This is a genomic window from Nocardia sp. IBHARD005, assembly GCF_052814245.1.
On record NZ_CP199935.1, the window covers coordinates 3,273,488 to 3,299,073 of the forward strand.

At 67.9% G+C, this 25,586-nt stretch carries 11 protein-coding genes and 1 pseudogene; 4 read left to right on the forward strand and 8 right to left on the reverse strand.

Going from position 1 to position 25,586, the window contains the following annotated elements; all coding sequences use genetic code 11:
- Positions 1 to 12 precede the first annotated feature (12 nt).
- A complete protein-coding gene (locus ACTWPB_RS15280) occupies positions 13 to 999 on the reverse strand; it encodes a hypothetical protein (RefSeq protein ID WP_446221337.1) in 987 nt (328 codons plus the stop codon).
- Positions 1,000 to 1,392: 393 nt separating this feature from the next.
- Between ACTWPB_RS15280 and nrdF the strand changes: the two genes are divergently transcribed.
- The 3 genes and pseudogenes from nrdF to ACTWPB_RS15295 all read left to right on the forward strand — a co-directional run.
- Positions 1,393 to 2,355 carry a class 1b ribonucleoside-diphosphate reductase subunit beta gene (nrdF, locus tag ACTWPB_RS15285; protein ID WP_446221338.1) on the forward strand — a complete coding sequence of 321 codons (963 nt, stop codon included), beginning with the start codon at positions 1,393 to 1,395 and terminating at the stop codon, positions 2,353 to 2,355.
- A 171-nt stretch (positions 2,356 to 2,526) separates the two neighbouring features.
- Positions 2,527 to 3,204 carry a TetR/AcrR family transcriptional regulator gene (locus tag ACTWPB_RS15290; RefSeq protein ID WP_446221339.1) on the forward strand — a complete coding sequence of 226 codons (678 nt, stop codon included), beginning with the start codon at positions 2,527 to 2,529 and terminating at the stop codon, positions 3,202 to 3,204.
- Between the two features lie 307 nt (positions 3,205 to 3,511).
- Positions 3,512 to 4,042: pseudogene (locus ACTWPB_RS15295) on the forward strand (IS110 family transposase); the annotation flags it as partial.
- 572 nt (positions 4,043 to 4,614) lie between these two features.
- On the opposite strand, the gene ACTWPB_RS15300 reads toward ACTWPB_RS15295, so the two are convergent.
- The 7 genes from ACTWPB_RS15300 to ACTWPB_RS15330 form a co-directional block, all read right to left on the reverse strand.
- Complete coding sequence (locus tag ACTWPB_RS15300) at positions 4,615 to 5,709, reverse strand: ABC transporter substrate-binding protein (RefSeq protein WP_446221340.1); 1,095 nt, start codon at positions 5,707 to 5,709, stop codon at positions 4,615 to 4,617.
- 48 nt (positions 5,710 to 5,757) lie between these two features.
- Positions 5,758 to 6,546 (reverse strand): ABC transporter permease, encoded by a 789-nt coding sequence (locus tag ACTWPB_RS15305; RefSeq protein WP_446221341.1) that lies wholly within the window; start codon positions 6,544 to 6,546, stop codon positions 5,758 to 5,760.
- Entirely contained in the window at positions 6,543 to 7,361 is an 819-nt protein-coding gene (locus tag ACTWPB_RS15310) for an ABC transporter permease (protein ID WP_446221342.1), read from the reverse strand. The genes ACTWPB_RS15305 and ACTWPB_RS15310 overlap by 4 nt, the downstream gene beginning before the upstream one ends.
- Positions 7,358 to 8,368 carry an ATP-binding cassette domain-containing protein gene (locus tag ACTWPB_RS15315; protein WP_446221343.1) on the reverse strand — a complete coding sequence of 337 codons (1,011 nt, stop codon included), beginning with the start codon at positions 8,366 to 8,368 and terminating at the stop codon, positions 7,358 to 7,360. The genes ACTWPB_RS15310 and ACTWPB_RS15315 overlap by 4 nt, the downstream gene beginning before the upstream one ends.
- Positions 8,365 to 21,993: an amino acid adenylation domain-containing protein gene (locus ACTWPB_RS15320; RefSeq protein ID WP_446221344.1), complete on the reverse strand. Its 13,629-nt coding sequence runs from the start codon at positions 21,991 to 21,993 to the stop codon at positions 8,365 to 8,367. Before ACTWPB_RS15320 ends, ACTWPB_RS15315 begins: the two co-directional genes overlap by 4 nt.
- Positions 21,994 to 22,137: 144 nt before the next feature.
- A complete protein-coding gene (locus ACTWPB_RS15325) occupies positions 22,138 to 22,560 on the reverse strand; it encodes an AMP-binding protein (RefSeq protein WP_446221345.1) in 423 nt (140 codons plus the stop codon).
- A gap of 144 nt (positions 22,561 to 22,704) precedes the next feature.
- Positions 22,705 to 23,508 (reverse strand): VOC family protein, encoded by an 804-nt coding sequence (locus ACTWPB_RS15330; RefSeq protein ID WP_446221346.1) that lies wholly within the window; start codon positions 23,506 to 23,508, stop codon positions 22,705 to 22,707.
- A gap of 298 nt (positions 23,509 to 23,806) precedes the next feature.
- Between ACTWPB_RS15330 and ctaD the strand changes: the two genes are divergently transcribed.
- On the forward strand, positions 23,807 to 25,549 hold the full coding sequence (gene ctaD, locus ACTWPB_RS15335) for an aa3-type cytochrome oxidase subunit I (RefSeq protein ID WP_446221347.1): 1,743 nt from the start codon (positions 23,807 to 23,809) through the stop codon (positions 25,547 to 25,549).
- The last annotated feature ends 37 nt before the right edge of the window (positions 25,550 to 25,586 follow it).

Sequence of the window (25,586 nt, forward strand, 5' to 3'; positions counted from 1 at the left end):
TCCTTGTCCGGGTCAGGTGGCGGGGAAGAGTTCGGTGGTCGAACGGAGGACGGATTCGAGGGCGGCACGGTCGGTGCCGAAGACCCGGATGGTGGGGACTGCGGGGCCCATGAGCTCGGATCCGGGTCCGGGCAGGCTGGGGCCGACTATCGCTGTGTAGGAGGCATATTCGCTCGTGTCGTCACTGGGTCCGTACCCGGTGTGGCCGTTGACGGTGAACAGCGACTTGCCGCTGTCCGCGTAGCCCCGCGCCTCGTAGCCGTAGTCGACATCGATGGCCGCACCTCGGAACGTGAACTGGCAGGACCATATTCGCAGATCGAGGACGGTGACCGCGGCATCGAGCGCGGTGGCGACCTCGCACGGGTCTTTGCCGTGCAGTGCGGTCCGCGGGGTGTCCGGGGAGGTGCCCTGTGCCGGTTCGGTGGCGAGTCCGCCCATCGCGCGGGCCAGTGCGGACTGGGCGGCCGGGCACGGTTCGGTGCCGAGCGGTGTTCGCACATGCACCGGGAGCGTGGTCGTATTAGCGAAAGCCGCAGTGGCCAGGCAACTTCGGTCCAGCTGTCCTTCGACCTGGGGGCCGTTATCGAGGTCGCGCAGAACCCCGACGGTGATGCCGTCTACCTCCTCCCGCTTGGACTGCCCCCAGCCGTACCCGCTCGGCGCGACACCGATCGACCAACTGACCGAGGTGCCCTTGCCGCTCTCGGTGGAGTCGAACTTCGCTTCGCACTTGTTCGGGCCGTCGTTCTCGACCTCGAGCAAGGTCCCGAATTTCGCCAGGTCGGTTCGGGGGATGAGCGCGCACGGGTCGACCGCGCGCAGGCGTCGCAGTAGATCGAGGCGCTGATCATCGGTGGTCGGCGGGGTCTTCCAGTACGCGGGCATCGCGGAAGCGGCCTCGAGTGGCGTGGCCGGACGGTGCTCCGGCAGGTTCTCCTGGCAGGCGGTCAGCCCGATCATGACAGCGGCGGCCACCGCGCAACGACGCAACAGCATCGACAAATCCCCCTCGCGCGGGACGACTCCCGCCTCCCTCCGGCCCGCGATCGAGCCCTGTCGGATGCCAAGTCTGCCGGACTCGGTGTCCTCGATCCGCAGCGGGAGGGATGCGCGGGGTAGTGGCCGCCCTCACCGGCGGCGGCCACCGATCACCCGCATGTGGCGAATCACTGGCGACGCGATGGTGGTGTGCGCGCGATCGTGCCGCACAATGGGGGCCGCGTGTGTGGTGTGGGTGTTCGGCCGGTGAGGTCGAGTTCTGCGCGCCGCAACACAAGCTGTAGTGCCTCCAGAGGTTGTCACCCACTACGAGTAGTGTTCTGGGTGAAAGGTCTCGCGCACGGCGGCGAGTGCGGGTCATCAGGTCTGGCGGAAAGGTGTGGAGGCGGAATGAAGCTCATCGATCGGGCGTCGGCCATCAATTGGAATCGGGTGCCCGATGAGAAGGATGCCGAGGTCTGGGATCGTCTGACCGGCAACTTCTGGTTGCCCGAGAAGGTCCCGGTGTCCAACGACATCCCGTCCTGGAACACCCTCACCCCTGACGAGAAGCAGCTCACCATGCGGGTCTTCACCGGCCTGACGCTGCTCGACACCATCCAGGGCACCGTCGGCGCGGTCTCGCTGATCCCCGACGCGCTCACCCCGCACGAGCAGGCGGTGTACACCAACATCGCGTTCATGGAGTCGGTGCACGCCAAGAGCTACAGCTCCATCTTCTCCACCTTGTGCTCCACCAAGGAGATCGACGAGGCGTTCCGCTGGTCGGAGGAGAACCGCAACCTGCAGCGCAAGGCCGAGATCGTCCTGTCGTACTACAACGGCGACGACCCGCTCAAGCGCAAGGTGGCCTCCACGCTGCTGGAGAGCTTCCTGTTCTACTCCGGCTTCTACCTGCCGATGCACTGGTCCTCGCGGGCCAAGCTCACCAACACCGCCGACATGATCCGCCTGATCATTCGTGACGAGGCCGTGCACGGGTACTACATCGGCTACAAGTACCAGAAGGGCCTCGAGCTGGTCTCGCAGGCCGAGCGCGATGAGCTGAAGAACTACACCTTCGAGCTGCTCTTCGAGCTCTACGACAACGAGGTCGACTACACCCAGGACCTCTACGACGAGGTCGGCCTCACCGAGGACGTCAAGAAGTTCCTGCGCTACAACGCCAACAAGGCGCTGATGAACCTCGGCTACGAGGGTCTGTTCCCGAAGGACGAGTGCGAGGTGAACCCGGCGATCCTGTCGGCCCTGTCACCCAACGCCGACGAGAACCACGACTTCTTCTCGGGTTCGGGTTCCAGCTACGTCATCGGCAAGGCGATCAACACCGAAGACTCGGACTGGGAGTTCTGAGCGAACTCGATTCGAACGGCGGCGGAGCGTATTCCGCCGCCGTTCTGCTATTGCGGGGCGGTCGGTCGGGTGTAATGGCATCTCCTTCGATAGGTGATCCTGATTGCAGCACGGTTCCTTTTTTAGAACAAGATGTCTTGTTTATATTCGGCAATCTGTAGGCTGAGCTGCGTGACGTCGACCGACAAGAGCCAAGTCCGCTCCCGGCGCATCCAGGGCCTGGACGCCGAACAGCGCCGTGCGCGCAGGCGTGAACAGATCCTGGTCGCCGCCTTCGACCTGATCGCCGCCGACGGCTACGTCAACACCGCGATCGAGCAGATCTGCCAGACCGCCTTCGTCGGCAACAAAGCCTTCTACGAACTCTTCGAGAGCAAAGAAGACTGCTACCTGGCGCTGCTACAGCAGCAGAGCGAGCGTGCGCAGGACATGGTCGCCACCGCGCTGTCCGAATCCTCGGGCGATCGCGACGACGTGGTCGCCGCCGTGATCGGCGCCTTCGCCCATTCGATGGTCGATGACCCGCGCGTGGCGAAGGTGACTTTCGGTGAGGCCAGCGGCATTTCGGCAAAGGTCGAACAGCAGCGGCGCGTCAACCGCCGCTGGGCCGCTCAGTTCCTCGAAATCCTGTGGCGTGAATACGGATTCGTTCCCCCCGGGGGAATCGGCGTAGACCTGCACGCCCTGGCCGTCTCCACGATCGGCGGTCTGTTCGAGACCGTCGCCGACTGGCTCCACACCGACGCAGGCGCGACGGGCGAAATCAACGCGCTGATCAGGGATCTCACGGCTTTCATCGAGATCGTCCATCTGGGATTGGCCGCTGCCGCGGACCGTTCACCGCGCTGAGGGCGTCAACCACCCAGGCCCGAGGAGCAACATCGCCGCGCGTGCTCGAATCAAGAATATTTGATCCCCTCGTTACCTTGACCGTGGGCCTGAGACCAGGCCCACGGTCACCGGACCCGGTATGACTACTTCCCCAAGTCGAACGCATGATCCGGGGGGTGGTATCGCCGGGCACCGGTGGCGTCGACGGACCGCTAATGGGGACAGGGCCGGAACACAGGTCTCTTCGTAACGTGGGTGCCGGGCGTTGACGCTTCGATCGGTGACCGTTCCACCAGCGGTTTCTCACTCGACGAGGAAACACCAAGTGACACAGGCATACGCCGTGTTCTGCGGCATCGACGTCGGTAAAGGCGAGCACCACGCAGTCGGTCTCGACCCGAACGGCAAACGACTCTTCGACAAGGCCCTGCCCAACGACGAAGCCCGGCTACGGGCGGTATTCGACCAGCTCGCCACCCACGGCCGGTTGTTGATCGTGGTCGATCAACCCAACACCATCGGCGTGCTGCCGGTCACCGTCGCTCGGGCCTGCGGCCACGACATCGCTTACCTGCCCGGGTTGTCGATGCGTCGCATCGCCGATCTCTACCCTGGCCAGTCCAAGACCGACGCCCGCGACGCCCACATCATCGCTGATGCCGCCCGCACCATGCCGCACACGTTGCGCCAGGTCGACACCGGCGACGAAACACTGACCGAGCTCGGTGTTCTCGTCGGATTCGACGACGACCTGGCCGGAGAAGCGACCCGCACCAGCAACCGCATCCGCGGCTTGCTCACCAGCATCCACCCCGCCCTCGAACGGGTCCTCGGACCCCGCGTCGCCCACCCTGCATGGGCCCGACAGCCGATCGACACCGGTCATCCGGGGTACGTGCTGTGTCCGCTGGCCCTCGGCCCCCACGATATGCCCGTTGTCACCGATCCGCTGCAAGCCCAGTCCTCACCGGAACGTGCTGTGCTGTCCGCGATGGCGCATGGCAATGGTCCTCGTAAGGATGAGGCGTTCGAATCGTTGCTGGTAGGGCTGACAAAAACCGATGATGAGCGGGCCCGGATGTACCATGACCTGGTCGATGAGGTGTTGTCCGAGGCGGCCAGCCGAAGGTTGGAGGAAATGATGACCATGACGTACGAGTATCAGGGTCGGATCGCACGGAAATATGTCGCGCAAGGTCGTGAAGAGGGTCGCGAAGAGGGGCTTGTCGGCGGCATCCTCACTGTTCTGGACGCCCGTCACCTCACTGTTTCCGCTGTCCAGCGGGCCCGCATCGAGGAATGCGCTGATGTCGACCAGCTCACCGCGTGGTTGCGGCGCGCGGCTACCGCTGCCGATGTCGGCGAGATCTTCGGCTGAACATGCGCTGATCGGATGTCGGCGTGGTTGTGGTGCAGCCGCGCTGGGAGTCAGTCGGTGACGTAGCCGTTGAGGCTGTTGCGCAGGTCGGTGAGGATTGCGCGGGCGGCGGTGAGACCTGTTGTGTGCCAGATCTTGTCGTCGACCGCGAAGACACGCTTGTCGGTCGAGGCGCCGAGTTCTTCGAACTGGTCGGAGCGCAGGACCTGTTTGCCGTGTTTCTCGCCGTCGGGGCCATCGAACATCACGTAGATGAGGTCGCCTTCGGCTTTGGTGGCGAGGTCGGCTTCGGTGATGTCGAAGGACGGACCGCGCTGGGCGGTCGGGCGTTGCACGCCCACGTCGGAAAGGACTTGGGCCGCAAAGGTTTCCGAACCTTGGATCTGAGTGGTGCCGGAGGTGAAGCGCAGCACCGAAGCCTGGGACTGGCGCGCGTTCAGGGCGGGGCCGAGGTCGTGGGCCTCGGTGAGGTAGTTCCGCAGGGCGAGGTCGGCGGCGCCGTCGCGGTTCATACCCGCGGCGTAGGCGGCGAAATCGGACTGCCAGCTGCCGCCCGCACCGATCAGGACGGTGGGGGCGATCTTGCTCAGTGCCTCGTAACCACCTGCGGTCGGCGCGACGTCGCCGAGGATCAGGTCGGGCTTCAGCTCGGCGATCCGGGCCGGATCGGGCTGACCGATCGGTCCGACGCTGGGCACCTCGACCACGCCGTAACCCAGGTACATCGGCTGCGAACGATCACCGTCGAGGGTGACCGCGCCCGCGACCCGCTCCCACAGGCCCAGCGCGCAGGCCGCGTCGAGTGCCGAGGTGGTGAGGACGACGATGCGTTGCGGGTCGGCGGGAACCTGCGAGACCCCGGCGGTGTGGGTGACCGTGCGGGTCGTGCCGGAGCCCGCATCGGGCGCGCTCGGCAACGGGCACGCGGTCGCGGTGTCGCGATCGGCGCCGACCACGCCCGCACCCGCGATGTTCGTGGTGGTGCGGATGATCGTGCTCGCGTCATCGGTCTTCTCCGCGCACCCCGCGGTGAGCACGGCGGCGCACAGCAACGCGGCAGCCACGACGAAGCCGCGCGAGCGGACGCGCCCGCCCTGCTCGGCGGTGCGACGGAATCGGGTGCGGTTTCGGGCGCTCGCCAGCATGCGCACGAGGGTACTGCGTGGCCGCCGGTGCGAGTGCCGCGGGCCGATCTACCGGCGGCTCGCGCGCCGGAAGCCGATGGCGGCGGGCACGGCGAACAACAGCACGGCGGCGCCGGACCAGGCGAGGGTGAGCAGCAGCGGCCGGGCGATCGGACCCTGATCGGACAGACCGCGCATGGCGTCGACGGCGACCGACATCGGCTGGTTGCGCACCACCGGCTGAATCCAGGTCGGGAAGGCCACGATCGGCACGAATCCGGTACTGAAGAACATCATCAGCGAGGTGAGGATCGTGATGCCCTCGACCAGCGAGGCCTTCGCGGTGAAGACGGCCACGGCGGTGACAATGGTGGCGAAGGCGAGCCCGAACACCACGGGGACCAGCCCGAACACCAGCGCGGCCAGTGGCCCCTGGTGGAAGCGGAAGCCGAGCCCGAAGCCGACGATCACCACCGCCACGGTGCCGAGCACGATGCGGCAGCCCTCGGCGAGGATGCGCGAGACCAGCCCGGAGGCACGATGCACGGGCAGCACCCAGAATCGGGCCAGCAGGCCCGCGTCGCGTTCGCGGCCGAGCAGCACACCGCTCGCGACGGCACCGGACAGCGCGCCGACGAGGGCGACCATCGGGACCGAACCGTAGAGGGCATCGCCACCGGTGAACTTCTCGATCTGACCGCCGACCACGATGTCGAGCATCACCAGCAGCAGGCACGGGATGAGCAGGGTCTCCAGCAGCGTGATCGGATTGCGTGCCCAGCGCACCAGCAGCCGTTCGGTCTGGATCAGCGTGTGCCGGATCAGCGACCCCACCGATGTCTCCAGCTCTGCCATCATGCCCTCCTCGAACTCAGCCGGATGGCCACCGGTAGGCAGATCGCCACCATGGCGGCGAGCCAGAGCAGCGACGGGCCCATCAGCGCCAAGGTCGCCGTTCCGGCATTGCCCAAGGTGTCACCGGCCAGCGCGCGCAGCACGATAGCGAACTGGGAGACCGGCTGATTGCGGACGAACCATTGGATCCACTGCGGGAACTGGCTCGCCGGCGCGAGACCGGTCGAGAGCATGCCGAAGATCAACGGTGGCAGCACCAGCGCCTGCGAGGTGGCTTCCGGGCTCTTGGACAGCGTGCCGATCACGTCCGCGCCGAGGGTGAACGCGAGGCCGATGAGCAGCGAGAACGCCAGGAAGCCGAGGGTGTGCGCGGCGTCGAGCCGGAATCGGAAGCCGATGACATAGCCCGCGGTGACCGCCGCGGCCAGGGAGACCAGCAGCCGGAACAGGTTGGCCGACATCCGCGCCGCGACCGGGACCAGCGGGCGCAGCGGCATCGCGCCGAAGCGGCGGTTGAGACCGGCGACGGAATCGGAGGCCGAGCGGAAGGCCGCCGAGATCGCGGTGAACGCCGCGGCCTGCAGGATCACCAGCGGCATCATGTACTGGGCGTAGCTGCTGAAACCGTTGCCGGAGAACGTCATCACGGTTTTCAGCGGGATGTAGAAGCTGGCCGTGAAGGCCGCGGGTGCGAAGACCGATGCCAGGAACTCGCCGGATTTGATCGAGGGCACGATCAGCCGGGCGGTCAGCACCCACCACTGCTGGAGGGTGTCGGGCATGGCCCGGGCATTGGTCTGCCACGTGATGGCCGTCACGAGGAGACCCTCGCTTCGGTTTCCGCCGAGGCGAGATGGCCGGTGATCTGCAGGAACACATCGTCGAGCGAGGGCCGCCGCAGGGCGATGTCGACGAGTTCGACCGAAGCGCTGTCGAGTCGTCGCAGGGCCTCGGCGAGAGTCTTGGCGCCGTCGGGCGCCGGGATGGTGATGCGATCCGATTCGGGGGTCAGCGCCGCCAGGTTCTCCGCGGGCAGCAGCGAGCCGAGTGCGGCGACGATGGCGGGCAGCCCTTCGAGATCCAGGGGCACGATCTCGCAGTAGCTGCCGCCGGTGCGCTGTTTCAGCTCGTCCGCGGTGCCGGAGGCGATCACCACGCCGCGGTCGATCACGATGATCTGATCGCTGAGCGCATCGGCTTCCTCCAGATACTGGGTGGTGAGCAGGGTGGTGATACCCGCGGTCTTGAAGCTGCGCACCAGGTCCCAGACGCCCTGTCGGCTGCGGGGGTCGAGGCCGGTGGTCGGCTCGTCGAGGAAGACGACATCGGGCCGCACCACCAGCCCGCAGGCGATGTCGATGCGGCGCCGCATGCCGCCCGAGTAGGTGCCGACGCGCCGATTCGCCGCCGCTTCCAGATCGAATTCGGCGAGCAGTTCCCTGGCCCTCGCCTGCGCCGCCGGCTTGCGCAGGCCCATCAGCCTGCCGAACATGACAAGGTTCTCGTAGCCGCTGAGCATGTCGTCGAGCGCGGCGTACTGCCCGGTCAGCATGATGCGCTTGCGGACCGCGGCCGGATCTGCGACGACGTCGTGTCCGGCGACCACCGCCCGCCCGCGGTCGGGTGTGACGAGTGTGGACAGGATGTTCACCACGGTCGTCTTGCCCGCGCCGTTGGGGCCGAGGATACCGAGCACCTCACCGGGGGCTGCCTCGAAATCGACGCCGCGCAGGGCGTGAACGTCGCCGAAGGACTTCTCGATCCCTTCGACTACGACACCACCGGTGCGCGGGTTGCTCTGCACGAGAGTGTGATCGACGCTCATATCCGGTCTCCTGCTTCCAAGTGGTCGTCGAGCAGTGGCGAGATGACTGACAGTGCGTAGGGATTGGTCATGTCGTCGTGGGTCACATCGACGTCGTGGTTGGTGATATCGCCGGTGACGTAGGGCCGCCAGCCGTCGGGCCCCATCCATTCGGCGGGGTCGACCGTGGCGCTGAAGTAGACGATGTCACCGTCGTAGACCGGCCGCTGATATCCGGTCCGGGTGCCCGCGGAGGCGTTGTAGGAGCCCGCCATCCGCTCGATGGTCGCCGCGTCGATGAGCTCGATCCCGCCGAGCCGGGTGGTGATGAGCTCGGCCGCCTGCTCGGCGGTCGATTCGGCGGGGACGTCGTCGATGCCGAAGATGGCGCCGAAGGTATTGATGAAGGCGCCCGCCGAGAGCCGCTCGATGGTGTCACCGTCGATGTCGGCGGTATCGGTGTCCAGGAGTGCGACGACCCCGACCCGCTCGCCCGCGGCGGCCAGTTCTACCGCCATCGCTTGGGCGATGAGACCGCCGAAGGACCAGCCGAGCAGGTGGTAGGGGCCCCTCGGCTGCACCTCGCGGATCTCGCGGACGTAGCGCCGGGCGAATTCCTCGATCGAGCGGGCCGACGGTTCGCGACCGCTGAGGTCGGGGGCCTGGAGTCCGTAGATCGGTCGTCCTGGTCGTAGCTGTTCGGCCAATCCCAGGTAGCTCCAGGACATTCCGGAGGAGGAGTGGACGCAGAACAGCGCGGGCCGGTCCCCGCCGGGGCGGATCGGCAGCAGCACATCGAGTCCGAGACCGGTCGGCCCTGGCTCCGCGATCGCCGCTGTGTGCGCTGTCATGGCGGCGGCTTCGTCGGCCGAAGCTGCCTGGGCCGCTGGGGTTTCGGCGAATCGAGCTGCCGCCCCGAGTGCCTCGGCCCACAGCGTCGCGAGTTCGGCGACATCTTCGCGGGCCACAAGCTCTGCCGCGTAACCGAAGTCGGCCCGTAGGCGGTTGCCGACCACCATGGCGTTGATATCGATCGCCGACATGATCGGAATCCCGGGATGCTCGGCCGCCTCGAGATCGCCGAGCGCGTCGGTGGGGAGCCAGCCGAGACCTTCGAGGCCGGTGGGAGTGTCGACGGAGGTGTGCCTGCCGAGGTAGTTCACACAGATCTGGCCGGGTAGGCGCGCCGGGAGTTGTTCGGCTGCTTCGGGATTCAGGTAGCGCAGCAGCCCGAATCCGATGCCCTTGTCCGGGACCGCGGCCAGGTCGTGCTTGACCCGGCGGATGGCCGTGCCCATCGCCGGGCCGCCCGCCAGCGCGTCCTCGAAATCGATGTCGGTGAGATCGAGCCGCACCGGGTACAGGGTGGTGAACCAGCCGATGGTCCGCGACAGGTCGGCGCCGGGCACGACTTCTTCCTGTCTGCCATGGCCTTCCAGACGCAACAGCGCCGAGGGTTCGTCCACGCCTCGGCGGGCGCGCCAGCGCACCAGCGCCAGTGCCAGGGTGGCCAGCAGCGCGTCGGTGACGCTGCCGTGGAACAGGCGGGGCAGGGTAGTGAGCAGGGCGGTCGTGGTGTCTCGAGCGACCTCGATGTCGAGGCGGCGGACCGTCCGCGCCTGATCGGTGGCCGGATCGAGGTGGCGGGTACCGAGCAGCGGGTCGGGGCCGTTCACCACCTGTTGCCAGTACGGGATTTCGGCGCGGCGGCGCTCGGAATGGGCCTGCTCGGTGAGCGCATACGACCAGCGCCGCATCGAGGTACCGATATCGGGCAGGACCGGTGCGGCGCCCGCGGACACCTGGGCCCAGGCGGCGATCAAGTCCTGCACCAGGATTCGCCATGACACGCTGTCGATCGCGAGGTGGTGTGCCACGATGATCAGGCGCCCGGGCCGGGTGTGTGAACCGGCGTCGCCGACCGGGTCGAGCCACACGAATTGCAGTACCACGCCGTCGGCCGGGTGCAGGCGGTTCATGGCGGAATCGAGCTCGGTCTGCGCGTATTCCCGCAGCTCGACCGGGTCGGTGACGGCGTCGAAGGCCGTGCGGTGCACGAGTGCGTCGACGTCGATCGAACCGGGGGCGGCCACCTGCAGCTGCCAGCCGTCCTCGCCCGCCCACAGGCGCGCCCGCAGCATGTCGTGCCGGTCGATCACGGCGGTGAGGGTGGTGACGAGTTGGGCGCGGTCGATGCCGACGGGCAGTTCCACTACCGCGGTTTGGGCGAACCGGTCGAAATCGCCGCCGCGTTCGATCATGTACCGCACGATCGGGGTGAGTGGCAGGTCACCGGTGCCGCCGCCGGGCAGTTCCGCGAGCGCCTGCACCGTGTCCGCGGCATCGACGGCCGCGCCGAGTGCCGCGACCGTGCGGTGTTCGAAGACCTGCAGTGGTGTGCAGTGCACGCCGCGCAGCTTCGCCTGGGTGACGAGCTGGATGGCCAGAATGCTGTCGCCGCCGAGGGCGAAGAACGAATCGTCGATGCCGACCTGTGCGCGGCCGAGCAGTTCGGCGTAGACCTCGGCGAGCACCTGTTCGGTCGGCGTCCCCGGTGCGCGGTACGGGGTGTCGTCGGTGACGAACACCGGTTCCGGCAGGGCTTTTCGGTCGAGCTTGCCGACCGCGTTGATGGGGATCTCGTCCAGCACGACGAAGGCGGCGGGCACCATATAGGCGGGCAGTGTGTCGGCTGCCAGGGCTCTGACGTGTGCGATGTCGAGGTTCGCGCCGGGCATGCGCACCAGGTACGCGGCCAACGCGGTAGCGCCGGTGGGTCCTGGAACACCCAGTGTCACAGCGAGATCGACGCCGTCGATGGCGCCGAGCACCGCGTCGATCTCGCCGAGCTCGATGCGTTGACCGCGCACCTTCACCTGGAAGTCGGTGCGGCCGAGGTATTCCAGTGCCAATCCGGATGGCGCACCGGCGGTGCCGTCGGGCTGCGCGGGGCGGTCGGACCGGGCAGGGCTGTCGGTGTGCGCAGGGCGGTCGGGCTGGGCAGGGCTGCTGGTGTGAGTCCATCGCACTAGATCGCCTGTGCGATAGAGGAATTCGCCGGGCGCGCCGAAAGGGTTGGCAACGAATCGAGCCGCGGTCAAGCCGGGTCGGGCGTGGTAGCACCGCGCGAGGGCGGTGCCTGCGAGGTACAGCTCTCCCGCGACGCCGACGGGTACCGGGCGCAGCCGGTCGTCGAGGACGAGGACCGCCGCACCGCGAACAGGGGTGCCGATGGTGACCGGTTCGGTAGCGGACAGTGGCTCGGATCCTGTTGCCCAGATGGTGTATTCGGTCGGTCCGTACAGGTTGACCATTGTCCGGCTGCCCGCACCGCCGCACCAGCGTGCGACCAGATCGGGGCCGACCGCCTCACCCGCGACCGCGAGTACCCGCAGGCTCGACACCTCGGCGGGATCGATGGTGGCCAAAGCCGACGGCGTGATCACCATGTGGGTGACCTGTTCGGTGGCGATCAATTCCGCGAGCAGTGCGCCGCCGAAGACATCGGGAGGTGCGATCACCGACGCGCCACCGCAACCGAATGCCATGAGCGCCTCGAAGATCGACGCGTCGAAACTCGGGGAGGCGACTTGCAGTACCCGGGCGTGTTCGTCGAGGGTGAGGTCGGCGCGCTGGGCGGCGACCAGGTCGGCCAGGCCGCGGTGGGTGACGGTGACGCCCTTCGGGGTGCCGGTGGAGCCGGAGGTGTAGATCATCCAGGCCGGGTTCTGGACTCTGATCGGGACCGGAAGCTCCTCGGGGGTGATGTCGGCGTCGTCGGTGGCATCCAGGCGGGCGGCGACGTCGGCGTCGTCGAGGATTAACCAGTGGGTGGTATCGGTGAGCTGCGGCCGATACTCGGCGAGCGTGATCCCGACCTGTGCGCCGGAATCGGTGAGCATGTGGTCGATGCGGTCCGCCGGATGCTTCGGGTCGACCGGCAGGAACGCCGCGCCCACCTTCGCCGCGGCCCACATGCCGATGTGCAGCTCGGCACAGCGTGGGAGGCCCAGCGCTACCACGGTTTCCGTATGGGCCCCCGTCTCGATCAACAGCCTGGCCAGCTGGTTCGACCGGGCGTTCAGGGCGCGGTAGGTGGTCGTGTCGGATACCTGCGCGGGTTGTTCCAGGCGTGCCGCTGCGGTGACCCGGGGCTGGTCCGTGGATGTCGTCCCGGCCGCCGGTTCGGGTTGTTCGAGCAGGGGCGCGGTGGTGTCGGTGACAGGCCTTGGCTGGGCCGCGGAGGCCGTGGTGGCGTTGGCGACCAGTGCGGGTCGGTCGGGGAAGGTTGTGGCGGTGGTGGTGAGCAGTTCGGCCAAGGTGGTCGTGCCCGCGGTGGCGGGGCCGCGGACCGGAATCAGCTCCGCGCGTTCGGATTCGGCGAGGATGTCGATGTCGGCGAGGCGGATGTCGATGTCGGTGAGGACGGTGGTGAGCACCTGCCGCCAGCGGGTCGCGAAGGTGGCGACCGTGCCGGCGTCGAACAGGTCCGTCGCGTAGGTCAGGACGCCCTCGATGCCTTCCGGTCCTGTTTCGCCGAACCGTTCGCGCAGATCGAGGGTGAGGTCGAAGGCCGAGCAGCGGCGGTCGAAGTCCTCGACTTCGAAGCGAAGGCCGGGCAGTTCGAGCACCGGCTCGATGAAGTTCTGCAGCGACAGCGACACCTGGAACAGCGGGTGGTGGGCGGTCGATCGGGTGGGGTCGAGTGCCCCGACGAGCTGTTCGAACGGTACGTCGGCGTGGGAGAAGGCGTCGAGGTCGGTGGTGCGGACGGTGGCGAGCAGCTGCCGGAAGCCGGTGCCGGGGTCGACCGGTGTGCGCAGGGCGAGGGTGTTGACGAACATGCCGACGAGGTCGTCGAGCGCGGCCTCGCCGCGACCCGCGATCGGGGTGCCGATGACGACATCGCCGGTGCCGCCGAGTCGGGCCAGCAGAACCGCGAGGGCGGCGTGAACCACCATGAAGACGCTCACAGTGTTCGCGGCGGCGAAACCGATCAGCGCGCGGTGGGTCTGTTCGTCGATGCTGAAGCCGACGTCGTCGCTGCGCATCGTCTGTACCGCGGGGCGGGGGCGGTCGGTGGGCAGTTCCAGGGCGTCCGGTGCGTCGGCGAGCGTCTCGCTCCAGTATTTGATCTGCTGTGCCGCCACGGATTCCGTATCTGATCCGCTGCCGAGCAGCTCGCGATGCCACTGCGCGAAGTCGGCGTACTGCACGGCGAGCGGAGGCTGAGTGGGAGCCGCACCTGCCACCCGTGCCGAGTAGGCGGCCACCAGGTCGGCAGCCAATGGCGCCATCGACGCGCCGTCCGCGCTGATGTGGTGCACCACTAGGACGACAACATGCACTGGGACAACGACATTGGGGCCGTGCGTGTCCTCGGCACTCGGGTGGGAGGCCGGCGTGCGGTGTGCGCCGTGGGGACTCGGGCGAGTGTCGAAGGCCCGCGAACCACTGGGACTCAGGGAGCTACCCGACCTCGGGGAGCGTTCGGTGTCGGGACCGCCGTTGAGGTGGAAAAGGCCGACGCGCAGCGGGGGCTCGCGGGTGAGGTCGAATCCGGTTCCCGCCAGTTCGTTGATCCGATCCCGCAGTGGTGCACCGTCTTCGGTGTCGATCATCGGCATCGCCGGGGTGGCGGTGTCGATGCCGACGATGACCTGGCGTGGGCCTTCGGCGTCGGCGGGGTAGCGCGTGCGCAGGCTTTCCTGGCGTTCGACCACGTCGGCGAGTGCTCGGCGCAGGGCAGCCACATCCAGGGTTCCGGTGAGGCGAAGGGCGATCGCGATGTTGTAGGCCGACGACGCCGGGTCGAGCTGGTTGAGTACCCACATGCGCTGCTGGGCGGGGGAGAGGGGAATGCGGTCGGGGCGCAGGCGCGGGGCCAGTGCCGGTCGGCCCGCGGTGCCCTCGGCGGCGGGGACGACGCGCGACGCGAGCTGGGCGACGCTCGGTGCGTCGAACAGATCGCGCAGGGCGATGGTGGAGCCGAGTGCCGAATTGACCCGGGCGACAACCTTTGTCGCGCTCAGCGAGTTGCCGCCGAGCTCGAAGAAGGACTGGTCGACGCTCACCCGCTCACTGCCGAGCACGTCGGCGAACACCTCCGCGACGGCCTGTTCGATCGGGGTGCGCGGCGCGAGATGGGACTGCTGAGTCGCCGAGAAGTCCGGTATCGGAAGGGCTTTGCGGTCCAGCTTGCCGACGGGGGTGAGCGGGATATCTTCCAGGACAACAACATAGGCGGGCACCATGTAGCCGGGCAGTTCCGCCGCGACCTGCGCGCGCAGTGTTTCGGTGTCGAGTTCGATGTCCGGCACGGGCAGTACGTAGGACACGAGCACGGTGGCGCCCGCCGGTCCTTCGCGTCCGATCGTCACCGCGTAGTCGACCTCGTCGGCACGCGAGAGCACCGCGTCGATCTCGCCGAGTTCGATCCGCAGGCCCCGGATCTTGACCTGGAAGTCGCTGCGGCCCAGATATTCCAGCGTGAGCACGGAGTTCTCGCCCGCGACCCAGCGCACCATGTCACCGGTGCGGTACATCCGTTCCCCGGCGATGCCGAAGGGGTTGGCGACGAACCGGCTCGCGGTCATCTCGAATCGGTTGAAATAGCCACGCGCCAGCGCGGGCCCGGCCAGATACAGCTCGCCCGCGATGCCGGTCGGCACCGGCCGCAACCAGCTGTCCAGCACCACCAGCGCCGCACCGCGAATCGGTCCGCCGATGGTCACCGGCTCGCCCGCGACCAGCTCGGCCGGTCCGCTCGCCCAGATGCTGAACTCGGTGGGGCCGTACAGATTCACCATCCGCCTGCCCGCGGCCCACTTCTCGATGAGCTCGGGCGTGGCGGCCTCACCGGCCACCGAGAGCACCCGCAGATCGGTGAGATCGGTGGGCTCCATCGTCGCCAGTGCCGACGGGGTGATCACCGCGTGGGTGACCCGTTCGGTGCGCAGCAGCGTCTCGAGTTCGGTGCCGCCGTACACCTCCGGCGGTGACACGACCAGCCGTCCACCCGCCGCGTGCGCGGTCAGCATTTCGAAAACGGAGGCGTCGAAGCTGGGGGAGGCGACCTGAAGTGCGCTGGCGGACGGATCGAGTGCCAGGGTTTCCCGCTGGGCGGCAACGAGATTGGCGATGCCGCGGTGGCTGAGCAACACCGCTTTGGGCTTGCCGGTGGAACCGGAGGTGTAGATCAGGTAGGCGGTGTGGTCGATATCGACAGGGCCGCCGCGTTCGGCATCGGTGATCGGCGCATCGGAGACCAGCATGGCGCGGCGCATGGTGTTCAGATCGTCGAGCAGTAGCCAGTCGATGGACCCGGGCAGGTCTTCGCCGGTGGCCGTCACGGTGACGCCGATCGGGGCCTTCGAATCGGTGAGCATGTGCTCGATCCGCTCCACCGGATAGCTCGGATCCAGCGGGACGAACGCCGCACCGGTCTTGGCCAGCGCCCACACGGCGACTACGGATTCCAGCGACCGGGTCAGCGCGAGCACGACGAATATCTCGGGGCCGATCCCGCGACCGAGCAGGACCCGGGCGAATCGATTGGACCAGGCGTCGAGTTCGCCGTAACTCATCCGCAGCTCGCCCGCGCTGACCGCGATCGCGTCGGGATCGATCCGCGCGCCCGCCGTCAGGATGTCGGCGAGCGTGCGCATCGGCAAGGGGGGCGGGCCGTGAACCGGTGCGAGCGAGGCCAATTCGGTGTCGCTGCACGTCCGCAGCTGGGACACCACTGCATGCGGGTTCTCGGCGAGCTGGCAGAGCAGGCGGATGAACCGGTCCAGGAGTGATTGCGCCGCAGTGCGTTCGAGCTGATCGGCCATGAATTTCACGGTGATGCGCAGGGCGTCGCCCGCACCGGCCTCGCCACGCAGCGGAATCACCATGAGGTTCAACGGGTATGGCGTCGCGTCGGTGCCCTCGACATCGAGCACCCGCATGCCCGCGATGTCCAAGGCCTGGGACAGTGCCTCGCGATCGATGGGGTAGGACTCGAAAACGGTGAGGGTGTCGAACAATTCGGCCAGACCGACGGTGCGGTGGATGGCGGCGAGGCCGATGTGCTGATGGTCCATGAGCCGGGCCTGCTCGGCTTGCACGCGGGCCAGCAGGTCCGACACCTTCTCCGACGGATCCAGCCTCACCCGTACCGGAACGGTGTTGATGAACAGCCCGACCATCTCCTCGACACCGGGCAGCTCCGGCGGCCGACCCGACACCGTGGCGCCGAACACCACATCGGTGCGGCCGGTGAGCATGGCCAGCAGCATCGACCAGCCCACCTGGACCAGGGTGTTCACGGTCGCGCCCGCTTCCCGGGCGGCCGACTCGAGGACCGCGACCGTGGCGGCGGACAGATCCTGCGAGAGCATCGCGGTCTCGGTCGACTCGATCCCGGCGAGCGTGGGGACGGCGCGGGTCGGCGTGTCGATTCCGGCCAGCGCCTGCTTCCACGCGGCCAGCGAGGCTTGGGTGTCCTGATCTTCGAGCCAGGACAGGAATTCGCGATAGGACCGGGCGGGCGGCAACATCGACGCGTCACCCGCGGTGACGTACAGCGTGAGCAGTTCCCGCACCAGCAGCGGCGTCGACCAACCGTCCAGCACCAGATGGTGATTGGTCATCACGAGCCGGAAGATCTCCGGTGCGGTCCTGATCAGGGTGAAGCGCAGCAGCGGGGGACGGGTGAGGTCGAACCGGGTCAGCGCGTCGAGTTCGATCGTCCGGCCGAGTTCGCGTGCGCGGTGCTCGTCGTCGGTGATATCGGTGAGATCCAGCTCCCGCCAAGGGATCTCGGCGGCGGAGAGGACCAGTTGGCGGGGGCCGTCGTCGGTCTCCATGAAGGCCACGCGCAGATTCTCGTGCCGATCGATCAGCGCCTGTGCCGCGCCGCGCAGCCGGGCGGCGTCGACGGTGCCTGCCAGGGTGAGCAGCGATTGGACGGTGTAACCGTCGGCGGTATCGGAGTCGTAGAGCGAGTGGAAGAGCAGGCCGTACTGCAGCGGCGAGAGCGGCCAGACATCGGTGAGTTTCGGAAAGGTGTGCTCCCAGCGCTCGATCTGGGACTGATCGAGCGTGACCAGCTCGAAGTCCGAGGGGGTACGGCCACCCGCGTCGCCGGCGCAGGCATGGGTGACGAGCGCGTGCAGGGCCTGCGACCACAGGTCGGCCAGCTCGCGCACGTCGGCCTCGTCGAGCAGCCTGCTCGCGTAGGCCCAGGTGACTTCCAGTCCGGCCTCGGTCAGCACCGCGTTGATGTCGACGACGGCGGCCAGCGGCGCGCGGTCGTCGTTGGTCGCGGCGAAGCGCCGCGGGACCCAGGGATCGTCGCCGGTCACCGCCCTGCCGAGATAGTTGAAGCTCAGCTGGGGAGTCGGCGCGTTCGCCAACGCCGCGGCGGTCTCGTCGTTCAGATAGCGCAGCAGCCCGAAGCCGACACCGCGATCGGGGACCGAACGCAGCTGCTCCTTGGTCACCTTGATCGCCGACCCCGCCGCGGGGCCGCCGGTGAACGCGTCGCCGAGATCGATCTCCGCCAGGTCGAGCGCCACCGGGTACACGCTGGTGAACCAGCCCACGGTGCGCGCGACATCGGCACCGGGCAGCAGGGACTCACTGCGGCCATGGCCTTCCAGCGTCAACACGGCGCCGGTGCGGTCGCGCCACCGGCACACTGCCATGGCGAGTGCCGTGAGCAGCACATCGTCCGCGCCGCAATGGAACTGCTCGGGCACGGTGTGCAAGACGGTGTGTGCGATGTCGGCAGGCACCGTTGTCTGCCACTGCGCCATGGTGGCGACCACGTCGAGGGTCGGATCGAAGGAGGTGCTCTTCGCCGTGCCGGCGGCCTGATCGGTGGGATCGGAGGAAGAGCCGGTCGTGATCCTGTTGAGGTCATGGCCGTTGGCCCGGGTGAACGAGGGGTCGGGTGTGGCGAGGATTCGCTGCCAGATCGGCAGTTCGTCGATGCGTGTCGCGGCGTTGCCGGCCTGGCCGTGCGCCCAGCGGCGAAAGGACGTGCCGACCGGATCGAGCGCGCCGCCGAAGGCCGCAGTGGCGAAGTCCGGCAGCAGGATTCGCCACGAGACACCATCGGTGACCAGGTGGTGCAGGACCAGCCAGCACAGCGAGTCGGCGCCGGCGCGTTCGATCACGACGAACCGGGCAACGGCGCCCGTGGTGGGATCGAGCAGATCCGCGGCATCGCGCAAGGCCCGGTCGACCGCGACCTCGGTGTCGGCGTCGACCACATCGATCAGTGTCTCGGCGTCGACCGAACCGCGTTCGGCGACAATCCATTCCCAGCCGTCCGGGGTTCGGCGCAGCGAAGAACGGAGCAGATCGTGATGATCGAGCAGGACCTGTAGCGCGGCCGCGAGCCTGGGGCGGTCGATGTCGGCGGGCAGCCCGATCAGGACGGCCTGCCCGTAGCGGCCCCAGGTGTCGCCGTGCTCGATCATCGCGTGCACGATCGGGGTGAGGGCCACCTCGCCGACACCGCCACCGGGTAGCTCGTCGACCACATGGACCTCGGTCTCGTCGGCGACCGCAGCCAGCGCGGCGACCGTCTTGCGTTCGAAGACATCGCGGGCGCTGAACGAGATACCGGCGGCCTTCGCGCGCGAGACCAGCTGGATGGAAACGATGCTGTCGCCCCCGAGGGCGAAGAAGCTCTCGTCGACTCCGACGGCGTCGAGCCCGAGAACCTCGGCGAACAGGGTTGCCAGGGCCTGCTCACGCGGTGTCGACGGCGCCCGGCTGGTGACGGTGCGGGCGCTGAAATCCGGTGCGGGCAAAGCCTTTCGATCCACCTTGCCGAGCGGGGTGAGCGGCACCTCGTCCAGAACCATCACTACGGCCGGCACCATGTAGGCCGGAAGTCGTTCGCCGACAGCAGCTTTGACGGCTTCGGGATGGACCTCGGCGCCCGGCTCGGTCGTGACATAGGAGACGAGCGCGGTCGCGCCGGTGGCCGTCTCGACGCCGAGGGTGATCGCGAAATCGATCTCGGGAAGCCGCTGCAGGGCGGCATCGATCTCGCCCAGCTCGATCCGGTAGCCGCGTACCTTCACCTGGAAATCGGTGCGGCCCTGGTATTCCAGGGTGAGCCTGCCGTCGCGGTCGGTCCATCGCACCAGGTCGCCGGTGCGATACAGCCGCTCACCCGGCGCGTGCGGATTCGCGACGAACCGGGTCGCGGTCAAGCCACTGCGCCGGTGATAGCCACGCGCGACGCCGGGGCCGGCGAGGTACAGCTCGCCCACGGTGCCCGCCGGAACCGGTCGCAGCCAGGGGTCGAGCACCAGGCCGGACACGCCACGGACGAGGCTGCCGATGGTCACCGGGGCGCCGGGGACCAGCGGTTCGCTCAGCGTCGTGGTGATGGTGGTCTCGGTGGGTCCATAGCCGTTGATCAGGGCGCGCCCGGCCCACTTCGACACCAGCTCCGGCGGGCACGCGTCCCCACCGACCACGATCGTGCGCAGGTCGGGCAGGGTCGCGGGGTCGAGGGAACCGGCGACGGCCGGGGTGACATCGAGATGGGTGACGCGATGCGTGCGCAGCACCCGCGCCATGTCCTCGCCCGCGTAGGCCGACGGCGGGACCACCGCGAGGGCCGCGCCCGCGGACAGGGTCACCAGAATCTCCTCGACGGCGATATCGAAGCTCGGCGACACCGCGTGGGCGACAACAGAGTCGGAGTCGACGCCGAATCCGGCGCCCGAACTCGCGACGAGATTCGCCAGGCCCCGGTGTGCGACCAGGACGCCCTTGGGTAGTCCGGTGGACCCGGAGGTGTAGATGATGTAGGCGACCTGATCGGGCTCGATCGCGGCGGTTCGCTCGGCATCGGTGATCGGGGCGGGGTCCTGTACGGCGAGGTGCGCGACGGTGGCTTCGTCGTCGAGTGAGAGCCAATCGACCTTGTCGGGCAAGGACTTACGTACCTGGGTGACGGTCACACCGGTGACGACGCCGCTGTCGTCGATCATGTGCTCGATCCGGTCCTCGGGATAGGCCGGATCGATCGGGACGAACGGCGCGCCCGTCTTTGCCACCGCGATGGTGGCGAGCACCGACTCCGCGGAACGCGGAATGGACAGTGCGACACCGTGTTCGGGGCGAGCGCCCGCGGCGATCAGCAGGCGTGCCAGCCGATTCGTGTAGTCGTCGACCTCGCGATAGCTCAGCGTGTCGCCGGTGCCCCAGCGCAGGGCCACCGCGTCCGGGTCGATCGCGGCGCCCGCGGCGAGGATCTCGGGCAGGGTCTTCGTCGCGACCCCGGCCGGACCACGCGCGGGCACCGAGGCGGCCTGCTCGGCGACCGAGAGCACAGGCACCGTCGACAGCGGGGCATCGGGCCCGGCGACGAGGAACCGGTGCAGGAACATCAGGAAGCGATCGTGGTGGGCCGCCAGATCGGCGTCACTGTAGAGGTTTCCATTGCCCTGCAGATCGATGTGGGTGCTCTCGCCGCCGACGCCGGGATACACGTTGACGAACAGATCGTCGATCAGGCCCGAGGTGAGCACATTGAGCCGCCCGACGACCGGGCCGAGGGCGATCCTGGTGTCCACCATCATCAGATTCACGGCAGGACCGAACGACGCGGCCTCGTCCATCGCCCAGCCGAGATCGCGGACGATGTCCTCCTGGCGATAGCGCTGACGGCGTAACGCGCCGGTCAGCTCGGCCTGGACCGCGAGGATCACCGCGCCGACGGTCGTCGTGGGGTCGAGGGTGACCCGCAGCGGTACGACATTGGCGAGCATGCCGCCCGAACGGCGCAGTGTCGCCGAGGTCCGCGCGGACACCGGCAGGCTCAAGATCACTTCCGGCGCACCGGTCATCGCGGCGAGATAGGCGCCGAACGCGGCGACCACCGTGGGGGCGACCCCCGAGTTCACCGCCGCGGCAACGGAATCCAGCAGCACGGTCGTCGCCGCGGGCAGTGCGCCTGCGACCCGGTTCGGGTGGCCGTCGACCTCGGCGGCACGGCCGGCGAGGGTCACCGGATCGGCCAGGTCGGCCAGGTGAGCGCGCCAGTACTCGCGGTCGGTCGCGAAGCGGTCGGAGGTCCGGTAGGCCAGATCGGCGTCGACGATCTGCTGCAACGGCTCGGCCTTGGCCGGTGGCGGCTCGCGGCCGTCGAAGGCGGCGTTGTAGAGCTCACCGGCGCGCTGGACCAGGGCAAGCGCGCCCATCCCGTCCAACACGATGTGGTGCATGCGCGAGTACCAGAACCAGCGATCCTCGGCGACCCGCAGCATGGCCAGGCAGACCAATCGGTCGCGCATCACATCCAGTGGTGCGGTGTACTCGGCGCGCATCCAGGCGTGCGCGGCCGCTTCCGGATCGGGGCGGTCCCGGAGATCCACCTGGACCATGTCCTCGTCGAGGGTCAGGTCCACGATCTGCTGCGGCTGGCCGTCGACGTCGACCAGTCGCAGGTAGCCGGTGCCGAACTCGCGGCCGGTCCGCCGGACCGCCTCGGTGAGCAGCGTGTGGTCGATCGCGCCGGACAATTCGACGTACTGGGCGATGGAGATGGGAGTATCGCCGGCGATGTGCTGGGCGAACCAGATGCCGCGCTGGGCGGCGGACAAGGGAAAAGGGCCGTCTGGTGCGATCATGAGCGAACCTGCGTTCTCATGTCTCGAGCTGGGCGTTCACGAGTTGTCCCCGACCGTCGGGCAGCTACCTGGTTGGTAGTACTCGCCGGTGCGTACTGCGCGCTATGTTCATTCTGGACCAGCGCGGACCGCATCGGAATGGGTTCAGGAGACTGCCCGCAGTTCGGCGGCCACCAGCGGCGCGTCGGAACTGACCAGATAGCGCTGCAGGGTCGACCGGTCGTCGAGCACCAGCCAGTCGGCGCCGTCGGTGAGCTCGGCCCGGCGAGCCTTGGTGGTGATCCCGAATCCTGCGCCGGGGGCGGTGGACGCGCCATCGGTCAGCGGCACCGGGATCGCACCGATCTTGCGCACCGCCGCCTCGGCCACGACCGCCTCGATCCGGGGATCCACGGCGAGAGCGATCCGCTCGCCCGCCTCGGCGCCACGGGCGAGCAGCAACCGGGCCAGGCGGTTCGCCCAACGGTCCAGGTCGGCGTCGGCGAGCTGACCGGCGGCGATCGGTGCGCCGGACGGGCGGCGCAGCCCGATGACGTTGTCGGCGGGTGCGGTGACCATGGTGCTCATCGGGTTCCCCTCGAAGGCTTGTCGGCGGGTGTTTTTGCTACACCTCCAATCTCGCCGTCGGGAGGGGAATCCGACAGCAACCCCAGCGTTGATGCGCCAACTCCCAGGGGGATCGATTACCACCCCTAGGGGGGAGCGCCTCGGTCAGCGGGGGTTTCCGCCGATGCTGAAGTGCGCGCCGGTCGGGTCGATCAGCCCGGCGAGGCGACCGTAGGGGGTGTTCATGGGTTCGAAGGCGATGGTGCCGCCGAGGGCCACCGCTTGTCCGGCGGACTTGTCGACGTCGTCGGCGCCGAAATAGACCGTCCACGAGCCGGGTACGCCCTCGGCGAGATGGCCCGCCGCATCCATGATGCCGCCGCCCATCGGCGGTACGGCGTGGATGGTGGTGTAGCGGAAATCCTCGGTGTCGGCGATCGTCAGGGTGTCGCGCCAGTCGAAGACCTCGCGGTAGAAGACCAGGGACTCGTCGTAGGCGCGCGTCATCAGCTCGAACCAGGACGGGACGCCGACATGGTCGGTCCAGGTGCCGTCGGCGACGATGCCGACCGCCTCGAAGCCGGCGAAGGTGTCGGCCTGCCAGACCCCGACCCCGATTCCGCCCACATCGGCGAGCACCGCCATCGCTCCGAGATCGGCGACCGCCATCGGCTCGACAATCACATTGCCGCCCGCTCGGCTCGCCTCGGCGGTCGTCGCAAGGGCATCGGGGGAGTTCAGGTACACGGTCCAGCGGTCGGGATACGGGTCGCCGGGATCGTCGTGACGGCCCATCGCGCCCGCCACCGCGCGACCGTCCTTGCGCAAGGTGGTGTAGCCGCCGAATTCCTCGCCGCCGCGTTCGGCGGTCCAGCCGAACAGCTCGCCGTAGAAGGCGATCGCGCGGTCGAGATCGGTAGTGTAGAGGTCGACCCAGGTGGGATCACCGGGTTTCGGGTGCAACGACATGACTTCTCCTCGGCTGCAGGGGTAGCGCGTCTTCAGACGCTGGCATGTTCGCGCGTCGGCATCGATCATGACGCGCCGACCGCCGAAAAGTCATCGCCGACAACCGTTGCACCCACGCGACCTGCGGAGGAAGATCGGGATCGCGATCTACGGCGCGCCGAATACGACACAGAGTAGGACCCGCGCGGAATGCTGCGGCAGCACGGTTTACGATTCACTCCAACGCATGTCTGCTGCTGTTCGTTCCCGGGACGCGGCGGGGCCTGCGAGTGACGTACAGGCATCTTCAGGAGGATCAGTGACTGCGGTAGAGCCCAGGCCAGTCCCTCAGTTGGAAGCGACTCGACCGTATCCGGCCCGGACCGGGCCGAAGGGCTCGTTCCTCTACAAGGCGGTCACCACCACCGACCCCAAGGTGCTCGGCACCATGTACTTGGTGACGGCGATCAGCTTCTTCCTGGTCGGTGGACTCATGGCGCTGCTCATGCGCGCCGAGCTGGCCCGACCGGGTCTGCAGTTCCTCTCACCGGAGCAGTTCAACCAGCTGTTCACCATGCACGGCACGATCATGCTGCTGTTCTACGCGACGGCGATCGTGTTCGGCTTCGCCAACATCATCCTGCCGCTGCAGATCGGCGCCCCCGACGTCGCCTTCCCGCGACTGAACGCGTTCAGCTACTGGCTGTATCTGTTCGGCGGCTCCATGGCGACCGCGGGCTTCGTGACCCCCGGCGGCGCGGCGGACTTCGGCTGGACGGCCTACGTGCCGCTCACCGACATCCTGCACTCGCCCGGTGTCGGCACCGACCTGTGGATTCTGGGTCTGGCCGTGTCCGGCCTCGGCACCATCCTCGGTGGCGTCAACATGCTCACCACCGTGGTCTGCCTGCGCGCACCCGGTATGACCATGTTCCGCATGCCGATCTTCACCTGGAACATCGCGGTCACCAGCGTCCTGGTGCTGCTGGCGTTCCCGCTGCTCACCGCGGCGCTGTTCGGTCTGGCCTACGACCGCCACCTGGGCGGTCACATCTACGACCCGGCCACCGGCGGCATCCTGCTCTACCAGCACCTGTTCTGGTTCTTCGGCCACCCCGAGGTCTACATCATCGCGCTGCCGTTCTTCGGCATCGTGTCGGAGATCTTCCCGGTGTTCAGCCGCAAACCGATCTTCGGTTACACCACGCTGGTCTACGCGACGCTGGGTATCGCGGCGCTGTCGATCGCGGTGTGGGCGCACCACATGTACGCCACCGGCGCGGTGCTGCTGCCGTACTTCTCCTTCATGACCTTCCTCATCGCGGTCCCGACCGGTGTGAAGTTCTTCAACTGGATCGGCACCATGTGGAAGGGGCAGTTGACCTTCGAAACACCGATGCTGTGGTCGATCGGCTTCCTGGTGACCTTCCTCTTCGGTGGTCTGTCGGGTGTCATCCTGGCCTCGCCGCCGCTGGACTTCCACGTCACCGACTCGTACTTCGTCGTCGCGCACTTCCACTACGTGCTCTTCGGCACCATCGTGTTCGCGACCTTCGCGGGTATCTACTTCTGGTTCCCGAAGATCACCGGCCGCATGATGGACGAGCGGCTGGGCAAGTGGCACTTCTGGACCACCTTCGTCGGCTTCCACACCACCTTCCTGGTCCAGCACTGGCTCGGTGCCGAGGGCATGCCGCGTCGCTACGCCGACTACCTGCCCTCGGACGGCTTCACCACGCTGAACACGATCTCCACGATCGGTGCGTTCATCCTCGGCTCGTCGATGCTGCCGTTCATCTGGAACGTCTTCAAGAGCTACCGCTACGGCGAGGTCGTCACGGTCGACGACCCGTGGGGCTACGGCAACTCCCTCGAGTGGGCAACCACCTGCCCGCCGCCGCGCCACAACTTCTACGAGCTGCCGCGCATCCGGTCCGAGCGTCCCGCGTTCGAGCTGCACTACCCGCACATGGTCGAGCGCATGAAGGCCGAGGCGCACGTGGGCTGGGGCTCGGGTAAGCACAGCACGCACGTGTCCGAAGACGCGCTCGCGAAGAAGTAAGACACCACCGAACGACAGGGTGTGCACCTGCTGAAGA

Bases quoted from the DNA above. Each gene is read 5' to 3' on its own strand.
- ACTWPB_RS15320 (WP_446221344.1), bottom strand. From the start codon at position 21,993: ATGATCGCACCAGACGGCCCTTTTCCCTTGTCCGCCGCCCAGCGCGGC.
- ACTWPB_RS15315 (WP_446221343.1), bottom strand. From the start codon at position 8,368: ATGAGCGTCGATCACACTCTCGTGCAGAGCAACCCGCGCACCGGTGGT.
- ACTWPB_RS15325 (WP_446221345.1), bottom strand. From the start codon at position 22,560: ATGAGCACCATGGTCACCGCACCCGCCGACAACGTCATCGGGCTGCGC.
- ACTWPB_RS15305 (WP_446221341.1), bottom strand. From the start codon at position 6,546: ATGATGGCAGAGCTGGAGACATCGGTGGGGTCGCTGATCCGGCACACG.
- ACTWPB_RS15300 (WP_446221340.1), bottom strand. From the start codon at position 5,709: ATGCTGGCGAGCGCCCGAAACCGCACCCGATTCCGTCGCACCGCCGAG.
- nrdF (WP_446221338.1), top strand. From the start codon at position 1,393: ATGAAGCTCATCGATCGGGCGTCGGCCATCAATTGGAATCGGGTGCCC.
- ACTWPB_RS15280 (WP_446221337.1), bottom strand. From the start codon at position 999: ATGCTGTTGCGTCGTTGCGCGGTGGCCGCCGCTGTCATGATCGGGCTG.
- ACTWPB_RS15330 (WP_446221346.1), bottom strand. From the start codon at position 23,508: ATGTCGTTGCACCCGAAACCCGGTGATCCCACCTGGGTCGACCTCTAC.